The organism is Aminivibrio pyruvatiphilus (assembly GCF_004366815.1).
Taxonomy (GTDB): domain Bacteria; phylum Synergistota; class Synergistia; order Synergistales; family Aminobacteriaceae; genus Aminivibrio; species Aminivibrio pyruvatiphilus.
The window spans coordinates 1-21,801 of sequence record NZ_SORI01000001.1; the positions used below are offsets into that span (position 1 = coordinate 1).

General features: G+C 67.4%; 20 protein-coding genes and 2 riboswitches. Of the genes, 9 read left to right on the forward strand and 11 right to left on the reverse strand.

Going from position 1 to position 21,801, the window contains the following annotated elements:
- The first annotated feature begins 233 nt into the window (after positions 1 to 233).
- Positions 234 to 397, forward strand: a riboswitch (cobalamin riboswitch).
- Positions 398 to 568: 171 nt separating this feature from the next.
- The 7 genes from C8D99_RS00005 (at position 569) to hemL (ending at position 7,224) form a co-directional block, all read left to right on the forward strand.
- Positions 569 to 1,459, forward strand: a complete 891-nt coding sequence (locus tag C8D99_RS00005; RefSeq protein WP_243833778.1) for a sirohydrochlorin cobaltochelatase — start codon at positions 569 to 571, stop codon at positions 1,457 to 1,459.
- A gap of 5 nt (positions 1,460 to 1,464) precedes the next feature.
- A complete protein-coding gene (locus C8D99_RS00010) occupies positions 1,465 to 2,454 on the forward strand; it encodes a FecCD family ABC transporter permease (protein WP_243833779.1) in 990 nt (329 codons plus the stop codon).
- Entirely contained in the window at positions 2,451 to 3,224 is a 774-nt protein-coding gene (locus C8D99_RS00015) for an ABC transporter ATP-binding protein (RefSeq protein WP_133955077.1), read from the forward strand. The genes C8D99_RS00010 and C8D99_RS00015 overlap by 4 nt, the downstream gene beginning before the upstream one ends.
- A complete protein-coding gene (locus C8D99_RS00020) occupies positions 3,209 to 4,108 on the forward strand; it encodes an ABC transporter substrate-binding protein (RefSeq protein ID WP_166669922.1) in 900 nt (299 codons plus the stop codon). Before C8D99_RS00015 ends, C8D99_RS00020 begins: the two co-directional genes overlap by 16 nt.
- Positions 4,105 to 4,797 (forward strand): precorrin-2 C(20)-methyltransferase, encoded by a 693-nt coding sequence (locus C8D99_RS00025; RefSeq protein WP_133955081.1) that lies wholly within the window; start codon positions 4,105 to 4,107, stop codon positions 4,795 to 4,797. The genes C8D99_RS00020 and C8D99_RS00025 overlap by 4 nt, the downstream gene beginning before the upstream one ends.
- Positions 4,798 to 4,831: 34 nt before the next feature.
- Positions 4,832 to 5,746, forward strand: a complete 915-nt coding sequence (locus C8D99_RS00030) for a hypothetical protein (RefSeq protein WP_133955083.1) — start codon at positions 4,832 to 4,834, stop codon at positions 5,744 to 5,746.
- Positions 5,747 to 5,946: 200 nt separating this feature from the next.
- Positions 5,947 to 7,224, forward strand: a complete 1,278-nt coding sequence (gene hemL / locus C8D99_RS00035) for a glutamate-1-semialdehyde 2,1-aminomutase (protein WP_133955085.1) — start codon at positions 5,947 to 5,949, stop codon at positions 7,222 to 7,224.
- On the opposite strand, the gene hemB is transcribed toward hemL, so the two are convergent.
- From hemB to C8D99_RS00085, 10 genes are read right to left on the reverse strand one after another with little or no spacing between them, the layout of a single operon-like run.
- On the reverse strand, positions 7,211 to 8,206 hold the full coding sequence (hemB, locus tag C8D99_RS00040; RefSeq protein WP_243833780.1) for a porphobilinogen synthase: 996 nt from the start codon (positions 8,204 to 8,206) through the stop codon (positions 7,211 to 7,213). The genes hemL and hemB overlap by 14 nt on opposite strands.
- Complete coding sequence (gene cobA / locus C8D99_RS00045) at positions 8,203 to 9,669, reverse strand: uroporphyrinogen-III C-methyltransferase (RefSeq protein WP_133955087.1); 1,467 nt, start codon at positions 9,667 to 9,669, stop codon at positions 8,203 to 8,205. Before cobA ends, hemB begins: the two co-directional genes overlap by 4 nt.
- On the reverse strand, positions 9,666 to 10,589 hold the full coding sequence (hemC, locus tag C8D99_RS00050; protein WP_133955089.1) for a hydroxymethylbilane synthase: 924 nt from the start codon (positions 10,587 to 10,589) through the stop codon (positions 9,666 to 9,668). The genes cobA and hemC overlap by 4 nt, the downstream gene beginning before the upstream one ends.
- Positions 10,586 to 11,080, reverse strand: coding sequence for a precorrin-2 dehydrogenase/sirohydrochlorin ferrochelatase family protein (locus C8D99_RS00055; RefSeq protein WP_243833781.1), 495 nt, complete (start codon positions 11,078 to 11,080; stop codon positions 10,586 to 10,588). The genes hemC and C8D99_RS00055 overlap by 4 nt, the downstream gene beginning before the upstream one ends.
- Positions 11,073 to 12,221 carry a glutamyl-tRNA reductase gene (locus tag C8D99_RS00060; protein ID WP_133955091.1) on the reverse strand — a complete coding sequence of 383 codons (1,149 nt, stop codon included), beginning with the start codon at positions 12,219 to 12,221 and terminating at the stop codon, positions 11,073 to 11,075. The genes C8D99_RS00055 and C8D99_RS00060 overlap by 8 nt, the downstream gene beginning before the upstream one ends.
- Positions 12,218 to 13,939, reverse strand: a complete 1,722-nt coding sequence (locus C8D99_RS00065; protein WP_166669923.1) for a cobalamin biosynthesis protein — start codon at positions 13,937 to 13,939, stop codon at positions 12,218 to 12,220. Before C8D99_RS00065 ends, C8D99_RS00060 begins: the two co-directional genes overlap by 4 nt.
- Positions 13,936 to 14,709 (reverse strand): precorrin-4 C(11)-methyltransferase, encoded by a 774-nt coding sequence (gene cobM / locus C8D99_RS00070; RefSeq protein WP_133955095.1) that lies wholly within the window; start codon positions 14,707 to 14,709, stop codon positions 13,936 to 13,938. Before cobM ends, C8D99_RS00065 begins: the two co-directional genes overlap by 4 nt.
- The gene (gene cbiE / locus C8D99_RS00075; protein WP_133955097.1) at positions 14,696 to 15,943 is read right to left on the reverse strand and encodes a precorrin-6y C5,15-methyltransferase (decarboxylating) subunit CbiE; all 1,248 of its coding nucleotides are present in this window, start codon (positions 15,941 to 15,943) and stop codon (positions 14,696 to 14,698) included. Before cbiE ends, cobM begins: the two co-directional genes overlap by 14 nt.
- Positions 15,916 to 17,064 carry a cobalt-precorrin-5B (C(1))-methyltransferase CbiD gene (cbiD, locus tag C8D99_RS00080; protein WP_166669925.1) on the reverse strand — a complete coding sequence of 383 codons (1,149 nt, stop codon included), beginning with the start codon at positions 17,062 to 17,064 and terminating at the stop codon, positions 15,916 to 15,918. Before cbiD ends, cbiE begins: the two co-directional genes overlap by 28 nt.
- 4 nt (positions 17,065 to 17,068) lie before the next feature.
- Positions 17,069 to 17,713 carry a precorrin-8X methylmutase gene (locus C8D99_RS00085; protein WP_133955100.1) on the reverse strand — a complete coding sequence of 215 codons (645 nt, stop codon included), beginning with the start codon at positions 17,711 to 17,713 and terminating at the stop codon, positions 17,069 to 17,071.
- Positions 17,714 to 17,823: 110 nt separating this feature from the next.
- Positions 17,824 to 18,000: riboswitch (cobalamin riboswitch) on the reverse strand.
- A 389-nt stretch (positions 18,001 to 18,389) separates the two neighbouring features.
- On the opposite strand from C8D99_RS00085, the gene C8D99_RS00090 reads away from it, so the two are divergent.
- Positions 18,390 to 19,058 (forward strand): GntR family transcriptional regulator, encoded by a 669-nt coding sequence (locus C8D99_RS00090; protein WP_133955102.1) that lies wholly within the window; start codon positions 18,390 to 18,392, stop codon positions 19,056 to 19,058.
- Here C8D99_RS00090 and C8D99_RS15825 read toward each other — a convergent pair whose 3' ends face one another.
- Positions 19,059 to 20,849 carry a trypsin-like peptidase domain-containing protein gene (locus C8D99_RS15825; protein ID WP_166669926.1) on the reverse strand — a complete coding sequence of 597 codons (1,791 nt, stop codon included), beginning with the start codon at positions 20,847 to 20,849 and terminating at the stop codon, positions 19,059 to 19,061.
- A 136-nt stretch (positions 20,850 to 20,985) separates the two neighbouring features.
- Here C8D99_RS15825 and C8D99_RS00100 point away from each other — a divergent pair, with 136 nt between their 5' ends.
- The gene (locus C8D99_RS00100) at positions 20,986 to 21,759 is read left to right on the forward strand and encodes an SH3 domain-containing protein (protein ID WP_133955106.1); all 774 of its coding nucleotides are present in this window, start codon (positions 20,986 to 20,988) and stop codon (positions 21,757 to 21,759) included.
- Positions 21,760 to 21,801: the final 42 nt, after the last annotated feature.

Below are 21,801 nucleotides of genomic sequence, written 5' to 3' on the forward strand. Positions count from 1 at the left end.
GCGAAGGATGTTATGCCGCTTTCACCGCTCTTCAGTTCGATATGGATTTTCTTCGCCTTTTCCGTCATAATGAACGCACCTCTCTGGTGAAGGGTTGTGTCGTCGTAAACACTACCTTAACACTGTTCTCCGAACAGTCCAGAGAGGTTTTTTATTTTTCAGGGTGCGGATTTAGGCTCATGCCCTTCCTTGACAAACTCCGCCGGAAGGTCATAATATCAGGAAGGAAGCCTCAGGGGCTTTCGCCGCATGATGCTCGGGAAGCCGGTGAAAATCCGGCGCGGACCCGCCACTGTAAGCCTGACGAACCCATCGGTCCACTGGAGGGGAAACCTCCGGGAAGGGATGGGGGAGAACGAGGGCAAGCCAGGAGACCGGTCGTGCGGAACCAGGGAAGACTCGCGAGGAATCGAGGCCGCCTTTTCGCAGCACCACCGCCGAAACCGCATCCATTTAAAGGGGCCGATCCGCACAGGACGGCCCCTTTTGTCTTCGGACGCGGGCGGCGGACTCCTTTCCTCCCGGCACGTTCCCCGGTCATCTTTCATCATTTCGGGAGGAGAAAAGGATGAGGAAGAACATGGTAACCGTATTGCTGTTGGGACTTGCGGCTGTCGGCCTGCTTGCGGGTGCGGCCGCCGCGTCGGGAAAGGCCGGAGCAGAAAAGCAGGGGATCCTGCTCGTGGCCTTCGGAACCTCCGAGCCGGAGGCCCGGGGCGCCATCGACAGGATCGTGGAGACTGCCCGGAAAACGTTTCCGGAAGCGGAGGTCCGCCTCTCCTACACGTCGAACATCATCCGCAGGAAGATCCTGAGGGAAGAGGGGCTCGAAATAGACTCTCCCCTCATCGCCCTGGCGAAGATGCAGGACGAGGGATTCACGTCGGTGACGGTGCAGTCCCTCCACATCATCGCCGGAGAAGAATTCCACCAGGTCGCCTCGGTGGTCCGCTCCCTGGGAACGGTCAGGGGCAAGTACGGTTTTTCAAGGATCTCCCTCGGAGCTCCGCTGCTCTCCACGCTGGAGGACTACCGGAAGACGGCGGAGCTTCTGAAGACGAAATACGGCTCCTTCGCTGACGATGGGGGAGCTGTGGTCTTTATGGGCCACGGCACCCACCACGGCGCAAATGCGGCTTATTCCCAGATGCAGATGATCCTCGACGAAGAAGGGCTGCCCTTCGTTCTGGGTGTGGTGGAAGGATTTCCGGATATGGAGGGCGTCAAGCGGCGCCTGGCGTCCCTGAAGCCCCGGAAGGTGACCCTTGTCCCCTTTATGGTGGTGGCCGGCGACCATGCCCGGAACGACATGGCCGACGAGGACGACCCGGAATCATGGATCTCCGTGCTCCGGAAGGAAGGCTACGACGTTGAGGCGGTTTTGCGCGGCCTCGGCGACGGGGAAGGCCTGGCGGAGCTGTTCGCGGACCATATCCGGGAGGCCTCCGGAAGCAGGTAGCGGCAGTGGCGCCGGGAACACCGGGACGAAGGCTGTTTTTCGCGGGGCTGCTCCTTCTTCTTGCGGGAGCGGCCCTGTGGCGTCTTCTCGCGGGAGACATGCCCCTTTCTCCGATGGCGGTGGCGGACATTCTTTTTTCTCCCTCCCCGGCGGCCTCACCCCAGGAGATCCTGGTGGTCCGTTCGGTCCGGCTGCCCCGGCTGCTGGCCTCCCTGGGTGCGGGGGCGTCCCTGGCGGTGTCGGGGGCGGTCCTCCAGGGCGTGCTCGGGAATCCCCTGGCGGAGCCCTACACCCTGGGCATCGCCGCCGGAGCCGCCTTCGGCGCGTCACTGGCCATTTCTCTGGGGGGGATCTGGGTCTCCGGGGCCGCCTTTGCAGGGGCCCTTGCCGCCCTGGGTCTGGCCCTGCTGCTCTCCCGGCTTTCCGGGCGGGGATCCCAGCTTTCCATGGTCCTGTCGGGCATCGTGGTGAGCTCCGTCCTCTCCGCGGGGGTGACCCTCTTCAAGGCCCTGGCGGACGAAAGGGTGTCGGCCATCGTGCTGTGGCTCATGGGGAGCTTCTCCGGTGCGTCCATGAAGGAGGCCCGGGCGGTGTGCGCCGGGGCGGCACTGCTCTTCGGCGCCGCCCTGTGGTGGGGAAGGGACCTGGACGCCATCTCCCTCGGCGAGAGCCGGGCTGTGTTCCTCGGGGTGGAGGAAGGGAAGATCAAGACGGTGCTGCTGGTGCTGGCCTCCCTGGCGACCGCCCTCACCGCGGCCTCCTTCGGCATTATCGGCTTCGTGGGCCTGGTGGGGCCCCACCTCGTGCGGCAGGTCCTGGGACCGTCCCACCGCCCCCTGCTCGCCGCGTCCTTCCTGGGCGGGGCGGTGCTTCTGGCCGGGGCCGACGGCCTGGCGAGGTCCCTGGGGGAGCTGCCCGTGGGCGTGATCACGGCCCTTGCCGGAGGACCGGTCTTCTGCTGGATTCTTGTGAGAGAAAGGGGAAAAGGAGCATGACGGGTGTATCGGTGCGGGATCTTTCGGCAGGGTACGGCGGAAGAACCGTCCTCCGGGAAATCTCCGGGGATTTCCCCCGGGGTGCCCTGACCTTCCTCCTCGGCCCCAACGGCAGCGGAAAAAGCACCCTGCTCCGGGCCCTCGGGGGCGCTCTTTCACACGGCGGAACCGTAACCCTCTGCGGACGGGACGGGGCGTCCCTCTCCTCCCGGGAGCGGGGCCGCCTGGTGGGCGTGGTGACCCAGTCTCCCTCGCTGAACTTTCCCTTCACCGTGGAGGAGGTCATCTCCATGGGGAGGCTGCCCCACAGGAAGATCTTCGGGAGTTCCGACGTCCGGGGCAGGGAGGCGGTGCGGAGGGCGGCGGAGGCCATGGAGCTTGTGGACCTGCTGGACCGGCCCCTGACCACCCTGTCCGGAGGCGAACGCCAGAGGGCCATGATCGCCCAGGCCATCGCCCAGGAGCCCGAGATATTCCTCCTCGACGAGCCCTCCTCCGCCCTGGACCCGAAGCACACGCTGGGCCTCTTCCGGTTTCTCCGGCGCGCCGCGGCGGAGGGAAAGACCGTGGCGGCGGCGGTGCACGACATCAACCTCGCGGCGGAGTTCGGCGACTGCGTCTGGATATTGGGGGAGAACGGCCTCGCGGCGTCCGGGAGGGTAAAGGACGTCCTCACCGGGGAGGTGCTTTCCTCGGTGTACGGCGTCTCTTTCGCGCCCCTCTGGCGGGGGGCCGGAGAAGGGGAGCGGGTGCTGTGGCGGGCCGTCTGACCCTTCCGGCCGTTTTTCTCCTTCTGCTCGCGGCCTGTCTGCCCGTCTCCGGGGAGATCCGGATTTCCGACGACAGCGGCAGGACCGTGGTCCTGGAACACGCAGCCCGGAGGGTGGTCTCCCTCTACGCCGGGCACAGCGAGAATCTCCTGGCCCTCGGCGCGGGGAATGCCATCGCCGGAGTGTCGGCGGCCGATGATCCGGCCCTTTTCCCGGGGGTACCGGTGCTCCCCATGCGGGCTGACGGGGAGCGCATCCTCGCCCTACGCCCGGACCTGGTGCTGCTGAGGCCCCAGGGAGAGGCGGCGGCGGAAGGGGTGATCCGGCTCCTGGAGCGGGGGGGCGTGCCGGTGGCCTCCCTTTCCCCTCCCACCTGGGAGACCATGGAGGCCTACCTCGTCCGCCTGGGAGCCCTCGTCGGCGCGGCAGACCCGGCACGGCCATGGCGGGAGGCGGTGTCCGCCCTGGAGCGCACCGTCCCTGCGGGGAAGCGACCCCGGGTATTCCTGGAGAGCTCCTCCCGGGGGCTTATGACCTGTTCTCCCTCATCATGGGCCGCCCGGGTGATCGCCCTGGCGGGGGGGGAGAACGCCGCGTCGGACGCGGTGCCCCTCCGTTCCGGGAGCCCCCTTGCCCCGTGGGGAGAGGAGCGGCTGCTTGCCCTCGCCGGGGAGGGGATCGACGTCTATCTCGTCCAGGTGGGGGCCATGAACCCGGTGATGGAACGGGATATTCTGGAGCGGCCGTGGATTTCCGGCCTCGGGAACGCCAGGATCGTGCTGGTGCCTGAAGAGCTTGTGAGCCGACCGTCCCTCCTCCGGCTGGAGGACGGGGTGGAATGGCTGCGGAACGTGCTGTACCCTGAAGGAGGAAAAAGGCCATGAAATTCTGGGGAGTGGGCCTCGGCCCCGGCGATCCCGAACTTGTTACGCTGAAAGCGCTGCGCATCCTCCGGGAGGCCGGGGCGGTGTTCGTCCCCCTGTCGGGAAAAGGGCGGGAGAGTGTCGCCGGCGCCATCCTGGGCGCACACCTGGGCCGGGAGACCATCCCCCTCCATTTTCCCATGGTGCGGGACGATGCCCGAAGGGACGCCCTGCTCCGGGAGGAGCTGCGGAGGACCCGTCCCCTCTGGGAAGGAGCGGCCTCCCTTGCCCTGCCGGTGATAGGGGACTCCGCCCTGTACGCGACAGTCGCCTATCTCTACGACCTCCTGAAGGAGGAGATTCCGGAACTAGCCCTGGGGCTCGTTCCGGGCATTTCGGCCCATTCGCTGGCCTCGTCCCGGGCGGGGCGGTTTCTCGCCCTCGGGGACGAGAGCCTGTCGGTGATTCCCGGCACGGCTCCGGCGGAACGGGTGCGGGCCATGCTCGCCGCATCGGACGGGGCGGCCATCTACAAGCCGTCGGCCCTCGGCGGTGAGCTCCGGTCGGTGGTTGAGTCCACGGGCCCGTGGAAAACCATCCTGCGGGTGGACAGGGCGGGCATGGAGGACGAACGGATTTTTGAGGGCGATTCGGCTCTCGACCCCTCGGGTGAATACCTGAGCGTGGTGGAGCTGCTCCGCCGGAGATGACCGGCGGGAGAGCGGGGAAGGAGGGGAAGGGATCATGGAAGGCGCCGACTGGAGCGGGCTGCTGAAGGGGATGGGGCTGCTGGCCCTGTCCGTTTCGGGCGGCCTCGCCCTGGGAAAGGCCATCATCGCCCTGTCCCTCCCCGAACGGCTTCTGGGTTCCCTGCTGCCCCGGCTGCGCCGTCTCCGGATCCCGGCCCAGGCCCTCTTTGCCCTCGGCGTGAGCCTGGGGTCCTCCCGGGCGGGGTCGGCTCTCGTGGCGGAAGCCTACGGCCAGGGGATCCTCTCGGAGCGGGAGGCCCTGTTCGGCACCCTCCTCCAGTCCTTTCCCGGCTATCTGAAGCGCTGGCTCGTCTCCTTTCCCGTGGCGGCGGCCCTCGCCGGGACGGCGGGGGCCATCTACTCCGTGGCCGTGCTGGCCCGGAGCTTCTGCCGTTTTCTGCTCTTCCTGTTCCTGCTCCGGGGGCGGGGGGCCACAGAGAATGAGGAAACCGTCCGCGGAACGGAAGGCCGCAGGGGCCGGGAATTTTCCTTCCTCGGAACCCTGGCGAGAACCCTGCCGGCCGCGTGGGCCTTCTACGCCCTGGCGTACCTGGCCACCCCGGCCCTGCAGGAGTTCATCGAGGCCAGGGGTGCGTCCTTCCCGCTGCTTTCGGCGGCGGGGTGGACCGTGGCTGCGGCATCCTTCGCCCATGTCAACGCGGCCCTCGGCGTGGCGGGGGGCGCTCTGGCGTCGGGGAGCCTCACCACCGCCCAGGCGGTGCTGGCGCTGCTCACGGGAAACATGCTCGCGGTGCTCTCCAGGGTGCTGCGGCAGGACATCGCCTTCTGGATCGGCATTTTCCCGGGGCGGATGGTCCGGTCCCTGTTCGTGTGGAACCTCGTTACCCTGGTGGCGACCATGGCGGCGACGGTGTGCCTGGCGGCAATCCCCGTCCTGTGGGGATGGTAAAAATCCGGGCATTGTTTTTCATTTGGCAGCGGGGAGCGTTGCCATTGCTCGCTTGGGCCGTCGGCGCACATTGTCATCCGTGACAACTGCGCCTAAAACCGACATCCCTGTCGGTTTTCCGGCCCGGGCGCTGCGCCTGGCAACACTCCCTCTGCCGTAAAATATACATGATGTTGGCAGAGAAAGAGAGGTTGATTGCTATGGCGACGAGTGCGGAGTGGTTCACCCGGGCGAAGGAATCCCTCGCCGGGGGAGTGAACAGCCCGGTCCGATGCTGGCGGGGCGTGGGCGGAGATCCCCTGTTCTTTTTCCGGGGGGAGGGCCCCTACCTCTACAGCGTGGAGGGGAAGCGCTACACCGACTACGTGGGGAGCTGGGGCCCCCTCATCCTCGGCCACGGCCACCCCGAGGTGGTGGAGGCCGTCTGCCGCGCGGCGTCAGACTCCACCTCCTTCGGGGCGTGCTGTCCCGCCGAGGTGGAGCTTGCCGAGGAAGTGAAGGGGGTCTTCCCCTCCATGGAGCTGCTCCGGTTCGTCTCGTCGGGGACGGAGGCGGTGATGACGGCCCTTCGGGTTGCCCGGGGGTTTACGGGGCGGGATCTCGTGGTGAAGTTCGAGGGCTGCTACCACGGCCACTCGGACAGCATGCTGGTGAACGCAGGAAGCGGAGCCCTGACCCTCGGGAATCCCGACAGCGGCGGCGTCCCTGCTTCCGTGGCGTCCGCCACTGTGGTGGTGCCCTTCAACGACGGGGAAAAAGTTGCTGAAGCCTTCCGGCTGTTCAGCGGCCGCATCGCCGCAGTGATCGTTGAGCCCTGGGCTGGAAACATGGGCCTGGTGCCTCCCTGCGAAGGCTTTCTTCCCTTCCTGCGGGAAATTACGGAGAAGCACGGCGCCCTGCTGGTCTTCGACGAGGTGATCACAGGATTCCGGGTTTCCGAGGGGGGCGCCCAGCAGAGAGCCGGCATAGTCCCCGACCTCACCTGCCTGGGGAAGATCATCGGCGGGGGCCTTCCCGTGGGGGCCGTGGGCGGCCGCCGGGAGGTCATGGAGGTGCTCGCCCCCCTCGGGCCGGTGTACCAGGCGGGAACCCTCTCGGGAAATCCCCTGGCCATGGCGTCGGGGCTGGCGACCCTCGGGGCGCTGAAGCGGGAAGGGGTCTACGAACGGCTGGAAGAAACGGCCGTCCAGCTCGCCGACGGGCTGAAGGACGCCGCCTCCCATGCCGGGGTCCCCCTTTCGGTCTCCCGGTTCGGCTCGGTACTGGGGCTGTTCTTCGCTCCCCGGCTTCCCCGGAACCTCGGGGAAGTGAAGGGGACGGACGGGGCGAAATATCCCCCCTTCTTCCACGGCATGGAGGAGAGGGGCCAGTACTTCGCGCCGTCGCCCTTCGAGGCAGCCTTCGTCTCCCTGGCCCACGGCCGGGAGGTGGTGGAGGAGACTCTCGCAGCAGCCCGGGAGGTCTTTACCTCCCTGTGACCATGCGGGCCACTTCCACGGCGGCGTAGGTGATCAGGATGTCCGCTCCCGCCCTCCGGAGGGCGAGGTGGGCCTCCAGGAGGCCCCTTGGGCCGTCCAGGGAACCGGCGGCAGCCGCATGGCGGAGCATCATGTACTCGCCGCTCACCAGGTAGCAGGCCAGGGGCAGCAGGGTGGATTCCCGGAGCCGGGAGAGAATGTCAAGATAGAGGAGGGAGGGCTTCACCATGAGGATGTCGGCCCCTTCCTCCTCGTCGAGAAGGGACTCCCGGAGGGCCTCCTTCCAGTTGGTGGAGGCCATCTGGTAGGACCGCCGGTCCCCGAAGGAGGGGGCGCTGCCCGCCGCGTCCCGGAAAGGACCGTAGAAGGCCGACGAGAACTTGGAGCTGTAGCTCATCACCGGCAGGGAGGAGAACCCCCCGTTGTCCAGGGCCCTCCGGAGGGCGGCCACCTGGCCGTCCATCATGGCGGAGGGGGCCACCATGTCCGCCCCCGCCCGGGCGTGGCTGAGGGCGATGCGGCCGAGCTCGAGGACCGTGGGGTCGTTGTCCACGGCGCCGTCCTCCTTCAGGAGGCCGCAGTGGCCGTGGTCGGTGTACTCGCACATGCAGACGTCTGTGGTGAGGTGGATCTCCCGTCCGTACCGCTCCTTCAGCCGTCTGAGGCCCTGCTGCACCGGCTGGTCCTCCGCCCAGGCGGACGTTCCCCGGGCATCCTTCCGGGAGGGGAGCCCGAAGAGCAGGAAGGACCGTATCCCCGCCTCCAGGGCGGCGTCCACGGCCTCGTGGAGGCGGTCGGGGGAGATGTGGTCCACCCCGTGCAGGGAGGAAACAGGGGTTCGCACTCCTGTGCCCGGGACCGTGAAGAGGGGAAGGATCATCTGCCTCGGCTCGAGGGAGACCTCCCGCACCATTTCCGCCAGGACGGGGTGCTCCCGCAGGCGGCGCATTCTGTTCGTTGTTCCGTTCACCATTCCGTTCATTCTTTTTCCTCCGTCGGTTTCCTTTTTTTGAGATCGGCCAGCAGCGCGGCGAGGGATTCCAGGGTCGGTTCGGCCATCACGAGGGCCTTCAGGCCCAGGAGGCCTTCCGCGGCCGCGGCGCAGGGCGTTCCCCATCCCACGGGAACCGCACCCTCCGGCATGGACAGGCCCGATGTGTTCCAGGCCCGGACCAGGGCAGCGCTGCCGAAGACCACCGCGTCCAGCCCAGTCTCCTCCCACAGGGATTCGTAGCTGTCCCATCCGGGGGGGCGGCCGGGGACCATTCGGTAAGCGGGGATGTTCACAACCGCCGCTCCCCGGGCGCGTACGGCGTCTTCCGGCAGGGGGGATCCTGCCTCGTTCCGGAAGAAGACCACCCGTTCCCCGGGCTGAACCCGTCCGGCGAGCAGGGACGCCAGGGCCTCCGACGTGGAGGGCCGGGCTTCACCGTCCGCCCGAAGGCCCGTGCGGGCGAGGGCTGCCGTGGTTCCCGGGCCGATGGAGGCGATCTTCCCCCGGAGGGTCCGCAGGTCGGTCCTTCCGGAGAGGAGGGCGGCGCCCCGGGGGCTCGTGAGCACGATCCAGTCCGCTCCTGCGAGGAGGTCCTCTTCACCGGGGAAAGGCAGTTCTTCCTCCGCGAGGAGGGGAAGGCTGAAGCCGTCGGCTCCCAGGCTTTCCAGGAACCGGGCGGTGTCCCAGCTTTCGGGGGCGGGGCGGACCACGGCGACCTTCAGTTCCGCCAGGGGCCCCCGGTCGGGAGAGAGGGCAAGCCCCGCCGTTCCGCCGGCCGTCACCACGGCGGGACCCCGCAGGGCCGAAGGGCTGCACGACAGGGGAAAACGCACCGTGGAGGCGCATCCCCATCCGCCCCGGGTGACCGCCGCGCAGGGTGTCTCCGGGGCCATGCCGTTCGCCTCCAGGAACCGGGCGAGGTTCCCCCATGACGAGGCCCCCATGTAGACCGCCAGGGTGCCTCCTCCTTCGGCGACGGCCTTCCAGAGGTTTTCCCGGGGAGCACCGTTCTGCTCCGAATGTCCCGTGGCCAGGGTGAGGGAGTCGGCGAGGCCCCGGTGGGTGGGGGGGATGCCCGCTCTTCCCAGCCCTCCGATGGCGGCGGTGATCCCCGGGGTGTAGGTCCAGGGAATGCCCTCTTTTTCCAGGGCGAGGGCCTCTTCGCCCCCCCGGCCGAAGACGAAGGGGTCACCACCCTTCAGCCGGACCACCGTTTCCTTCGCCTTTCCAAGTTCTGTGAGGAGGGCGTTGATCTCGGGCTGTTTCAGGCTCGCCCGGCCCTTCCGCTTGCCGGCGGCGTGGAATTCGCACGTCCGGGGGGCGAGCTGGAGCAGGTCCGGGTGGATGAGGCTGTCGTAGACCACCGCATCGGCCCGCCGGAGAAGGTCGAGTGCCTCGAGGGTGATCCATCGGGGGCCGGCGCATCCCGCCCCTACGAGGTGGACGGTCATGGCCGTCCCTCCGCCTGCGCGAGGCTCTCGGCGAAGAGCCGCACCGCTGGGGGCGTTTCCCGGAACCGTTCGCCCAGGGCCGCCCCCGCCCTGACGGCATCTTCCTCCGAGGTTACGGGGCAGGAACAGGAGAGGCGGACGCTCTCCCGGCCGAGGGGGTCGAGGATCTCCGCCTTGAGGACGAGAATCCGGCCCTCCATGCGGGCAAGGGCGGCAAAGGGGACATGACACCCTACCCCGAGGGTCTTCAGCAGGGACCGCTCCGCGACTGAGCAGAGGAAGGTCTCCCGGTGGGCGACCGAGCGGCCCAGGGAGAAGAGGGGCGAGTTCAGGGGGGCCTCCAGGGCGATGATCCCCTGGCAGGGAGCGGGAAGGAAGGGAAGGCTTTCCGCCCCTGGGGGGCGGATTCCCATACGCTCCAGCCCGGCGGCGGCGAGGACGAGGGCGTCGTACAGGCCGTCCTCCAGCTTTTTCAGGCGGGTGGAGAGGTTCCCCCGGATCTCCCGGACGGCCAGACCGGGCCGCACCCTGAGGAGCTGGGCTTTCCTGCGGGGGCTCGACGTGCCCACCACGGCCCCTTCGGGCAGGGTCTCCAGGGTGAAGCCGCCGCGGGCGACAAGCACGTCTTCCGCGGAATCCCGGGGGAGGACCGAGGCGATCTCGAGGCCGTCCCGGCAGCAGGAGGGAACGTCCTTGAGACTGTGGACGGCCCCGTCACCCTTTCCGCCGAGGAGGGCCTCCTCGATGCAGCCGGAGAAGGCGCCGCTCCCGCCGAAAGAACAGAGGGGGCTGACGGTGTCCCGGTCGCCCCGGGTGGACAGGGGAACGATTTCCACAGCCAGGCCCTTCTCCCGGAGAGGGAGGGCCATCCGTTCAGCCTGCAGCAGTGCGAGGGCGCTGCCCCTGGTAAGCAGTTTCATGGGAGGTTCTCCTTTTCTTCAGTCATGTCTTCGAGGCTTTGCCGGAGCAGATTCTTTAGGGCGGCCGACCCGGCGGGGTCGCCGCCTCCGCTTCCCGCGCCGACCACGAACCCTTTCCACCGGAACTGGGCCGCCAGGGCCCAGGAACCGGATTCCGGGGCGCCGCAGCAGTTGAGCATGCATCCCGTACCCTCCGCCAGGGGAAGGACGTCAGCCGTCTCTTCCGGCGGCAGGGCCAGCAGGGCGAGGCGGTGCTCCGAAAAATCCCTCCGTTCCGCCGTCCGGCGCTCCCACCGGATGGATCCCTCCGCGGCGAGGGCCTGCAGTTCCGGTACCGCTTCAGGAGAGACGAGGTCCACGGAGGCTCCCCCGTCCAGGAGGGTGCGGATCTTCCGGAGTCCCACGGGGCCTCCTCCGACCGCGAGGATGGGGCCCGAGGCCGGTGAGAGGCAGATCATGAGGGAGAAGCTTACGGGCCGGGGGTCAGTCATCGCCGGGCTCCTCCATGTCGCCGGAGAGAATTTTCCAGAGCCTCCGGGCGTGGGGGTCCGATTCGGCGAAGGCGGGGGAGAGGAGGGCCTTCACCACGCTCCACCCCATGCGGCGGAGGGATTCCCGGTCCGCGCCTGTCTTCCGGGCCGTGAGCTCCGTCCGTTCCTCCACGATGCGCTCAGCCCGGAGCAGGACGAGGCGCTTGTAGGTCTCCGCCGAGAGGGAGGTGAGTTCCGCGCAGACGGATCGGGCAGCCTCGGCCGCCTCGCTCTCGAGCCGGCGAAGCTTTGTGCGGTATTCGGCCGTAATCTTTGCCGCCTCCACGGCGAGATCGTCCATGGCCAGGAGGAACGGGGAGGCTGCTGCACTCCGCTCCACCTGGGGAGGGGAGCCGAGGTCGAAAATCCTCTGCCCCTCCCGCCTTTCGGCAAGAGAGAAGAGGGGTTCCGGGGCTCCCGTGCAGAAGAAGAGGGCGCCGAAGGCCGCCGCCTGCCCCCGCCATTCCTCCCAGGGAAGAAAGGACACCCCCAGGGAGTCCGCCAGGGCTTGCCCCCGCCCGGGGGAACGGTTGGTCACCGCCAGGGGAACGGCGAGCCCGGCGAGGACCCGGGCCGTTTCCTCCCCCATCTCCCCGGCTCCCACCACGAGGGAGGAAACGGAAGGGAAGGAAGGGTGATCCCGGAGCTTTTCCGCCATGAGCCGGGGCACGGAGGGTTCCCGGCCGGGGTGGTAGCAGGTCCGCAGCAGCTTCGCCATCCGGAGGCAGCCCTGGAAGAGGCGGTGGAGCCAGGGCCCGCAGAGGTCGCCCGCTCCCCCGTAGCTCTCCCGGACCTGCCCCACGATGGAGGACTCGCCGCAGGCCATACTCTCCAGGCCGAGGAGCACCCGGAGGAGGTGGAGCACCGCCTCCTCGCCGGAGAGGGTCCGGACCCGGGGGTGGAGTATCTCCTCCGGCACGGTGCCGCCCGGGGGCAGGCGGAGGTAGATTTCCGTCCGGTTGCAGGTGGATACGGGGACCGCCTCGAGGATCCGCCCGTCCTCCCTGAGCGCCGGGAGGGACAGCCATGCCCTTTTCGCCCCGTCCCGCTCGGCGGTGGAGGCGGCCGTGTAGTCCAGGGAGAGGCAGAGAAGACTCTTCATGAGTCCGACCCCCGTTCCCCGGCCCGCTCGGCCCGGTAGCCCCTGCGGTCCAGCAGGAGGTCTCCCACGCACTCCACCGACGACCCGGGAAGAAGCAGGAGGGTGCGCATGTCCACGCCGTCCGCCGACAGGTCTTCCAGGGGGAGCCTCCGGACCGAGGCACCGGGCCGTCCGGCGTCCCTGACGAGGTGGACTTCCCCATAGCCGGCGGCGCCGAAGATCTGCCGCACCGCCGCCAGCTTTTCCTCCAGGTCCCGCTTCACCGGGTTGTACAGGGCGGCGGTGAGGCCCGACCGGGCGGCGCCCTCCAGGGCCTGGCGGACGTTCTCCCATGGCTGGAGGTAGTCGGACAGGGAGAGGAGCACCAGGCCGTTCACGTAGGGGGCCCCGGTCATCAGGCCTGCGGCCTGGGCCGCGGTAACCCCCGGGACCACCGATGCGGGGACGCGGCCCCGGGCCGTGCGGAGGGCGAGGGCCGCGAGGCCGAAGAGCACCGGGTCGCCCCCGGAGAGGAGAACCACCCTGTTCCCCTCTTCGGCGAGGGAGACGGCCCGCTCAACCCGCTTCTCCTCCTCCCCCATGGAGTAGGTCTCCACGGTCTTCCCGCGGAGCCAGGCAGGGGGAAGAAGGTCCGCGTAGAGGCGGTATCCCACCACGGCGTCGGCCTCCCCGAGGGCCTGCCGTCCCTCGAGGGTGAGGTACTTCCCGTCCCCGGGGCCTGTGCCGAGGACGGTGAGCTTTCCGCCTTCCCTCCGCGAAAGGAGGGAGAAGGCAGCGGTGACGCCGCAGGATGCGGTCCGCCTGCCGAGGAGACGGCCCGCCGAGGCGGCGCAGGGCTCCGCCACTCCGGGAAGGCCGAGATGGCGGGAGGCCGCCGAGGGGGTGAAGTCCCCGTCCAGGGAGAGGAGTTCCTTCCGGTCCACCACGACCAGGGGGATTCCCAGTTTTCCGGCCAGGGCCGCGAGGCCCGGCTCGTCCCGCTTCTCCTCCACGGTGCGTATCTCCGTCAGGCTTTCGGCGAGGAGCCCCTCAGCCTCCAGGGCCAAAAAGAGTACCCTTCTGAGGGTATCCGCATCCGTACCTCTCCGGCAGCCCATGCCGGCGGCGACGCACCGGGGAACGAGCTGGACCTGCCGGGGGGCGAAGTCCCTTCGATAGGGGGAGAGAATGACCGAGGCCTCGCCGGAAGACGGGACGGGGCGGTATTCCTCCGGCAGGGGAGGCAGGAAAGCGGGCACGTCGGTCCACCATGAGAGAATGCCCTCCTCAAGAAGGGCCCGGTTCACCGCGGGAAGGGCCTCTTTGCCAAGGAGCTTCCAGCCCCGCCTGGAGGCCAGGAGGTCCGGGGCGGTGAGACCGGCCCGGTCGCTGCTGGTGGTGAGCAGGAGGGAGGCGCCGATCCTGCCCGCAAGCTGTTCCGCGTAGTCCCTTCCTCCGCCGAGGTGGGCGCCGGTAACGGGGAGCACCGTGAAACCGTCCTCGGTGACCACGAGAACCGCGGGGTCGGTCTCCTTGTCCCGGAGATGGGGGGCCGCCGCCCGGACCGCCACGCCGAGGGAAGAGACGAAGACCAGGGCGTCCGTTCCCTGCCACCACCGGGCGACCGTTTCGGAGAGGGTGCCGGGGGCCACCCTGACCACCCTTTCGCCCGGTCCCCCGGCAAGCCGCCCAGCCAGCGCCTCGCCGGGATCGGAGAAGCAGAAAAAGGCGGCCTTCATTCCGACCCCTCCCGCCATCCGTGGGAGAAGGAAGGAGAATAGAGGAGGCTGCGGGCGTCCGTCGAGGCAAGGCATTCTCCGGCGATGATGAGGGCATGGCGGGTAATGCCGTGCTGCTTCATGAGGGCGGGGAGTTCCGCCAGGGGAGCGGTGAGGATCTTCTCGTCCTCCCAGGAGGCCCGGTAGACGCATGCCGCCGGGGTCCGGGGGGAGAAGCCTCCTTCCACGAGGTCTTCCGCCACGGCTTCGGCCTGGTCGGCGCTCAGGAAGACCACCATGGTGGTCCCGACAGCGGCGAGGCGGCGGAGATCCTCCTCCGGGGGCACAGGCGTCCGGCCGGCCCTGCGGGTGCAGATCACCGTCTGGTTTCCCCCCGGAACGGTGTACTGGATGCCGAGGGCTGCTGCGGCGGCCTGGAAGCTGCTGACGCCGGGGATGAACTGCACGGACAGGCCCTGTTCCTCCAGGAGGCGCTTCTGCTCCGCCACGGCGCCGAAGATGCTCGGGTCCCCCGTGTGGAGTCGTACCACGGGGACTCCCCGCCCCGCGGCGTCCGCCATGAGGGCCACCTGCTCCTCCAGGGAGAGGCCGGAGGAGTCCGTCCGTTCGCATCCCGGAGAGCAGAAATCGAGAAGAGCGGCGTTCACCAGGCTTCCGGCGTAGAGCACCAGCCCCGCTTCCTCGAGGGCTTTTTTCCCCTTGAGGGTGAGAAGTTCCGGGTCTCCGGGGCCCGCCCCCACAAAGAGTATGGTTTTTTCAGCTGTGTCCATGGTCCGTACCGTCCTTGTCTGCATTCCTGTCCGCATAGACGAGAAACACGGGGTTTGCCGCCGTGAGCATCCATGAACCGCCCGCCTCCGCCGAGGAGGAGGAGGCCACGTGGAGCACTTCGGGACGGCTTCCGAGGTTTTTGAGGGTTTTCCATGCCCGGTCGGCCGTGGAGGGCATGTTCGCCGTCACCAGGAGCCGTCCGCCGGGCAGGAGCTTCTGCCAGGCGGCTTCCAGAACGGCCTCCACGGCTCCGCCGTGGCCGCCCACCACAATCCGGGTGCACCGGGGGAGGGATGACAGGGCCTCCGGGGCCTGCCCTTCCACGAATCGTATCGAGGAGAGGCATCCGGCCCGTTCCGCGTTGTTCCGGGCGGCGTCGAGGGCGTCCACGGAACGCTCCACGGCGAAGACCGTGCCGGTTAGCGTCCGCCGGGCCAGCTCCACGGTGATGCCGCCGGAGCCGGCCCCGATCTCGAGGACGGCCTGTCCGTCCAGGGGATGGAGCAGCGAGGCCACCAGGGTCCGGCAGACCGCCTTGGAGAGGGGTACTCCCGGGGTCCGGACGAACCACCCGTCGGGGAGCACCCCGAGGGTTTGGGGCGGAAGGGGGCCCGGACCGAGAAGGAGAAGGGCCAGATCCCAGGCCTGCCCTTCCCCGGCGAGGGCGAAGAGGGTCGTCCGGAGGATCCGCTCCTCCGGATAGCCCAGGTTCTCCGCCAGCACTGCCACGCGGTCGGGGTACCCCCGGTCCTTCAGGAAGGCTGCCACCGCAGGGCCGGTGTTCTTCCTGTCGAGGAGGAAGAGGGTCCCCCGGTCCTCCCGGACGGATTTGAGGGCGTCCTCCAGAGGCCGGCCGTGGAGGCTCGCCGTCTCAGTGCCGTTCCACTGGATGCCGAGCCGGGCGAAGAGCACCTGGAAGCTGCTCACCCCGGGGATGACCTCCAGCTCCTCCCGGGGGAAGCGGGTTCCCAGCTTTCCGAGGAGGCTGAAGAAGCAGGGGTCTCCTGAGAGAAGGAGGGCGACCCTTCCCGTGTGCCGCTTCTCTTCGAGGCGGTCCAGGAAGGTGTCGAGGCTGCCCTTGAGGGGGAGGAGTTCTTTTCCGGACTCCCGGTAGGGCTCCAGGTGGCGGGGGCCTCCGGCGAGGATGTCCGCCCCGGCGATGGCCTCCCGGGCTGCCGGAAGAAGGTAGTTCCCCGTTCCCGGGCCTACGCCGACGACGGCAATTCGGTCCATGGCCGGGCCTCCTTTCCGATCTCGGGGAAGCTCCCGAGAACCTCCCCGTCCAGGGAGAGCACGGCCACCCCCAGGGGGACCGCGCCGCCCATGTGAAGGGAGCTGCGTCGGTGGGCCCGTTCCGCCACAAGGGAAAAGACGGAGGAGAGGCCCCACTGGCGGAGCAGGGGAACCGCTTCCTCGGCCAGGGGAAGGGAGAGAAGCTCCCGGACCTGTTCCTTCGACGCCCCTTCGGCCCCGGCGCAGGCGGCCAGGGTTTCGAGCCGGGCGTCGCCGAAATCGCAGTGGGTGTTGAAGAGTCCCGCGGCCACCTTGGCCCACTTGCCCACGTGGCCGAAGAGGTGGACCGGTCCCGCTCCACGGGACGAGCACTCCTTCAGGGAATGTCCCACGTGGTCCCCCATGCGGACGATGAGCTCCCGGGGGGTCCCGAAGCGCTCAACCAGGCATTTTTCCCCCACATAGCCGGGAACGAGGAAGACCGTGCCGGGGCGGGGGGAGTCGAAGGCCAGGGCGGAGGAGATGTAGAGGTCGATGGAGGCCAGGTAGGCGGCGGTGGACTTGGGCTCCACGATGCCCGTGGTGCCCAGGATGGAGATGCCCCCCTCGATGCCGAGCCGGGGGTTCCATGTCTTTTTCGCCCGCTCTTCCCCCTCCGGGGCGGACAGGACGATCTCGAGGCCCTGTCCCTCGGGCAGGAGGCCGCCCACCTCCGACTCTATCATGCGCCGGGGGCCGGGGTTGATGGCCCATTCGCCGGGGGGGACGGGAAGTCCCTTCCGGGTGACTCTCCCGATGCCTGGGCCGCCGGAGACGGTTACCCCTGGGCGTGAGGACGGCCGGGCCTCGGCGGCGATGAGCATGCCGGAGGTGCCGTCGGGGTCGTCGCCCGAGTCCTTCCGGACGGCACACCGGGAGCCCTTCTCCGAAAGGGTGCATTCCTCAAGGGGAAGGGTGAGGGATTCCCCTCCGGGAAGGGTCACCGTGACGGAGGACTGGAGGGCGCCGGAAAGGAACATCCGGGCGGCACCTTTCGCCGCCGCCGCGGCGCAGGTTCCCGTGGTGTAGCCTCTCCGCAGGCCCCCGGTGTATCCCAGTCCGTCGAAGGGCTTCCCGTCCACGGTCCTACTCCTTTTCGGCAAGGCGGATAAGGGCGTTCACGATGGCCGCAGCCACCGGGCTGCCTCCCCTGGGGCCGGGGGCGGTGATCCAGGGGCAGGCCAGGGCTGCCGTCTCGTCGTGGGATTCCGCCGCGCCCACGAAGCCCACGGGAATACCCACCACGAGGGCAGGCCTGCAGAGGCCCTTCTTCACCAGGTCGCACACCTCGAAGAGGGCCGTGGGGGCGTTCCCTATGGCCACGATGGAGCCGTCGAGGAGGGGCAGGGCCTTCCGCATGGCCGCCCTGGCCCTGGTGGCGGCGGCCCGCTTCGCGTCCTCCGCCACGTCGGTGTCGTTGAGGAAGCAGAGCACGGGGCTTCCCGTCCGCTCCAGGGCGGAGCGGCGGATTCCCGCCCGCACCATCTCCACGTCGGTGATGACGGGGGCTCCCCGCCGCAGGGCCTCCACGCCGGATTCCACGGCGCCGGGGGAGAACCGGAAGGTCTTCGCCCATTCCACCTCCGTGGTGGCGTGGGCGATGCGCAGCACCACCTCCCGCTCTCCAGGGGAGCCGGCATACTCGCCAAGGAGCCCCTCCAGGATCCGGAAGCTCTTCTTCTCGATCTCCCCGGGGGAGAGAAAACGGTCCGGCGTTTCTCTTTCGTCCATGATGCCTCCTCAAAAACGGGCGGACCCCCGCGCAGGGAGGTCCGCCCCTCGACCTTCTTTCAAACGTGAAAAGATCTCCAGGGAAGCCGACCCGAACCCTCGCAGGCGTCAAACCGAAATGTCCCCTCCAGGGTCTTCTGGCTTCCCTCATCCTCGCCCGCCCCTTCCCGGAAACTCCGGTGGTACGGCGGACTCGTCAGGTACACAGCGGCGGGACCGCGCCGGATTCGCACCGGCCTTCCCCTTGGAGAAGAATCGTTCATTTATGAAAGAACCCGTCTTTTATGAAAAAACCGTCTTTCATATGTGATCATCGTAATCTCAGCGGAGGAAAGTGTCAATCTGTTGCTTGTCGTCCGTTGTCTGTCGACCTGAGTCCAGCGAGGGGAGGATCTGGTCTTAAGACCCTCAAACCAGATCCTTCGGCCAAAAAGCCGGCCTCAGGATGACAGCCCGACGGCCTTGTCATCCCGAACGAGCGAATCGAAAAGCTGTCATTCCGAAGGGCGAAGCCCGATCGCGGAGCATCCCCTGAGGGGAGGAATCTCGCTTTTGACTCTGGGGTTCTCAAGCCTGGGATCCCTCCCCTCCGGGGACCCGGCCTCAGGATGACAATTCTTTGGGTATAGTATAATATGCAATGTATATGATTTCTTGATGCACAGGGGAGGACGCCATGCTGCTGAAGGAAAAGTACAAGACGAAATCCGGTTTCGTGTACGAGCTGATGCGTGAGAAAATCGTGTCCGGGGAGTGGCCCCAGGGAATGAACATCATCGTCGCCTCGGTGGCGAGGGATCTCGGCGTCTCGGCCATTCCCGTACGGGAAGCCATGAAGCTCCTGGAGTCCGAGGGCCTCGTGGTGCTCGAGCCCCACAAGGGGGCCAGGGTGACCGAGTTCGACCCCGGAAAGATCATGGAAGTCATGTCCATCCGGGGCGTCCTCGAGGGGTACGCGGCGAAAGCGGCGATTCCCTTCCTCGGGGGCGACGATTTCACCGATCTTCACCGGAGGGTGGAGGAGATGGACGGTTTCGTCCGGGCCGGGGAATGCGAAAGGTTCATCGCGGCGAACAAGGAGTTCCACAGGACGATCTATTCAAAGGGGGCCTTTCCTCTGCTGAACGAGATGATCTTCAAGCTCTGGGACGGCGGGGGGTTCTCCCACATCGTATTCGCCTTCCGTCCCGAGAGGATGGAAGTGGCCAACAGTGACCACAGAGCCATCCTCGGTGCCCTTGAAAAGGGCGACGGCGACGGTGTCGAGGATCTCATCCGGGAGCACAAGCTCGGTCTCGCCAGGGTGCTGTGCGCCATGGGGAAGAAGGATCCTTCCGACCGCTGATCAGCGGGGAAGGACCCTTTCTTCCGTCCAGCGGTTCCTGAGCTTTTCGGCCTGCTGCCTCTCCTTTTTCGACATCTTTTTCCAGGCTTCTTCCCTCAGCTCTTCCGCGTCGATGATATTCCTGTCCGCGGCCATGTCCAGGTAAGCCCAGGCAGCCGCCGGGTCCCGCTCCACGACGCCGCCGGAGTAATAGAGCGACCCGAGGACGAACCACCCGAATTCGTTCCCCTGCTCCGCGGCCCTGCGGGCCCACCCTTCTGCCGCCTTTCCGTCCGCTTTTACTCCGTGTCCCTTCAGGTACATCCAGGCCAGCAGTCCCTGGGCAAGGGATTCTTCTTCCTCGGCGGCGTCGAGGGCGAGCAGCCGGGCTCTTTCGAGATCCTCATCGACGGCGACCCCCTCGTAATACATCCATGCGAGGGCGGCCTTGCCGAGGGAACTGTCCTCCGCCGCGGCCCGTTCTGCCAGGTCGAGGGCCCGTTCATCATTCTCGTCCATCCCCTCGCCGAAATAGCAGAGAAGGGCCAGAAGCCCCATGCCGTCTGGGTCCCCGCCTTCCGCCGCCTTTTCCGCCCATTCCGCGCATTCGTCCAGGTCCCGTTCGATGCCCCACATCTCGCCGTCGTAGAGCAGCCGGGCCAGAAGGCCCTGTATCTCCGGATCCGCTCCGGGCGCGGACGAAGCTTCCCTCAGAAGGGCGACTCCCCTGCCCGGATCGGCGAAGCCGTCTTCGAAGATCCTGATCAGGCCGAGAAGTGCCTTTGCCCCGGCGTCTCCTCCCGCGGAGCCTTTTTCCAGCCATTCCACCGCCTTTGACACGTCCTTCGGGAATCCGTCGCCGTCGTAATACATGGCCCCCACGGCTGTCTGGGCTTCCGCGTCTCCCTTCCGGGCGAGGTCCAGCAGTTCTCCCGGTTCGAATTCATCCCTTCCGGAGGATTCTCCCTGGGGCAGGGACGGTGCAGGAAGGGGGGACGGGATTTTTCCGAGGACCGTTCCCTGGGCTGAGATTTTCGGGGATATCCCCGCCCTGCGGAGAAAATCCACGATCCGGTCCGCCGGAAGGGAAGCGTTGACGAAGGCACCCTCGTCCTCCTCGGTATAGCCCCAGGTGTTGATGCCCACCACCTCGCCCCGGCTGTTCACCAAAGGGCCGCCGCTGTTCCCCGAGGCGATGGCGGCAGTATGGATTATGTTCCGCTTGCCTTGCTTTTCGACGATGGCGCTGACGGTCCCCTCCGTATAGACCACGGGAGGCGCCGTCCTGAGTTCGCCGTTCAGGATCTCGTCTATGCTTTGGTCGAACTGGGTGACAAGGAGGGGAAAACCCCAGGCGCTCACCCTGTCCATGCGGCTTACCCGGGGAGAGAACACAATGGAGGGAAGGGACGCTACCGGAGAGAAACGGAGCAGGGCGAAGTCGTTCCCTCCAGCCCCCCCGCCGTATTCCCGGCGGACGAGCGTCGCCCGGACAGGTTTCAGAACGGGGTTCACAAGCATAATTTTTCCTTTGCCCTCCACCACGTGGGCGTTGGTCACCACGTACCCGTCGGCGACCACGAAGCCGGTGCCCATACTGGCGGAATCCCCGTGGTCCACCAGGACATAGACCACGGCCCTTTCCATGAGAGCGGCAATTTCCCGCCGCCGGTCCTCGAGGAGTGCGAGAATGTCCGGACCGTCCTGCTGCGCCTCCGCTCCTGGAAGGGCGGAGAAAACAAGCAAAAGGGCCGCGGCAAGGATGAGAACGCGGGTCATCGTTCGGGCATCGGATCGGTGAAGTGCGGGCATGGCTGTTCCTCCCTGGCAATATGCTTTTGGCTCATAGTATTCTCCTGAAGCGGGAGTGTCAAATCTTCCCAGACGGCGGAAGGTGGTATATAGTATTTGAGAGGATCTGAAAACGCAGACTTTTCCAAAAGGGGCGATGGCGATGTTCACCGGAAAATTGAAAGTGTACCTGGCAGTGGTCGGACTGTTTTTTGCGGCCCCGGCCGCATGCCCGGAGGAGATGGATCCGGTTCTGGTGAGGATCACGGGATCGTCCGTGAACATCCGTGCCGAGGCATCGAGAACCGGGAGGGTTATCGGCCGTTTTTCCGGCGGGGAGACCGCCGTGGTGCTGCGTGAGGAGCAGGGGGCCGACCCCTTTCCCTGGTCCCTGGTGATTGCCAGGGTTCCATATCCGGACGGTCCCGTGGTGGAAGGATGGGTCTACGGACAGTACGTGGAACCCCTACCCCAGGGAGAGTGGTCGGGGAGTGTCTCCGGAGCCCAGGGGCTTGCCTTTGACTCTTTTTACCTGGCCACCCAGGAGAGGTTCGGCAGTACCCCGGAAGAGGCGGTGCGGAAGCTGGGAAAGCCCCTTTCGCGGAATGACCGGGAGGTACCCGGGCGGCACGATCCGTCCTACAAAGTGACATTCACCGAGCTGTCCTATCCGGGGCTTGAACTCCGGTATTTCTCAACGAAGGACAGCAGGGCTCTCATCGGTGCCAGGGTGACGGAAGGGGATTACCTTCTCGGCAGGGCGGTCAGACTGGACGCTTCTCCCCGGCAGGTCCTGCTGGAGCTCGGTCCGCCCCAGTTCCAGGACGGCGCGGTCTTCGGCTGGTCCGACGAGGCGGATTACGCCTCCCTGGAGGTGACCTTTTCAGGCGGGAAGGCGCTCCTGGTGGATTTTTCAGTGGTACTCGACTGATCCGACGGCGGCCCTTTCTTCGGAGGGGCCGCTTTTTCTTTT

What these genes read in the sequence shown, in the direction of transcription:
- C8D99_RS00005 (WP_243833778.1), top strand. Translation starts at nt 569, where the DNA reads ATGAGGAAGAACATGGTAACCGTATTGCTGTTGGGACTTGCGGCTGTC.
- C8D99_RS00015 (WP_133955077.1), top strand. Translation starts at nt 2,451, where the DNA reads ATGACGGGTGTATCGGTGCGGGATCTTTCGGCAGGGTACGGCGGAAGA.
- C8D99_RS00025 (WP_133955081.1), top strand. Translation starts at nt 4,105, where the DNA reads ATGAAATTCTGGGGAGTGGGCCTCGGCCCCGGCGATCCCGAACTTGTT.
- C8D99_RS00030 (WP_133955083.1), top strand. Translation starts at nt 4,832, where the DNA reads ATGGAAGGCGCCGACTGGAGCGGGCTGCTGAAGGGGATGGGGCTGCTG.
- hemL (WP_133955085.1), top strand. Translation starts at nt 5,947, where the DNA reads ATGGCGACGAGTGCGGAGTGGTTCACCCGGGCGAAGGAATCCCTCGCC.
- hemB (WP_243833780.1), bottom strand. Translation starts at nt 8,206, where the DNA reads ATGAACGGAATGGTGAACGGAACAACGAACAGAATGCGCCGCCTGCGG.
- cobA (WP_133955087.1), bottom strand. Translation starts at nt 9,669, where the DNA reads ATGACCGTCCACCTCGTAGGGGCGGGATGCGCCGGCCCCCGATGGATC.
- hemC (WP_133955089.1), bottom strand. Translation starts at nt 10,589, where the DNA reads ATGAAACTGCTTACCAGGGGCAGCGCCCTCGCACTGCTGCAGGCTGAA.
- C8D99_RS00055 (WP_243833781.1), bottom strand. Translation starts at nt 11,080, where the DNA reads ATGACTGACCCCCGGCCCGTAAGCTTCTCCCTCATGATCTGCCTCTCA.
- C8D99_RS00060 (WP_133955091.1), bottom strand. Translation starts at nt 12,221, where the DNA reads ATGAAGAGTCTTCTCTGCCTCTCCCTGGACTACACGGCCGCCTCCACC.
- C8D99_RS00065 (WP_166669923.1), bottom strand. Translation starts at nt 13,939, where the DNA reads ATGAAGGCCGCCTTTTTCTGCTTCTCCGATCCCGGCGAGGCGCTGGCT.
- cobM (WP_133955095.1), bottom strand. Translation starts at nt 14,709, where the DNA reads ATGGACACAGCTGAAAAAACCATACTCTTTGTGGGGGCGGGCCCCGGA.
- cbiE (WP_133955097.1), bottom strand. Translation starts at nt 15,943, where the DNA reads ATGGACCGAATTGCCGTCGTCGGCGTAGGCCCGGGAACGGGGAACTAC.
- C8D99_RS00085 (WP_133955100.1), bottom strand. Translation starts at nt 17,713, where the DNA reads ATGGACGAAAGAGAAACGCCGGACCGTTTTCTCTCCCCCGGGGAGATC.
- C8D99_RS00090 (WP_133955102.1), top strand. Translation starts at nt 18,390, where the DNA reads ATGCTGCTGAAGGAAAAGTACAAGACGAAATCCGGTTTCGTGTACGAG.
- C8D99_RS15825 (WP_166669926.1), bottom strand. Translation starts at nt 20,849, where the DNA reads ATGCCCGCACTTCACCGATCCGATGCCCGAACGATGACCCGCGTTCTC.
- C8D99_RS00100 (WP_133955106.1), top strand. Translation starts at nt 20,986, where the DNA reads ATGGCGATGTTCACCGGAAAATTGAAAGTGTACCTGGCAGTGGTCGGA.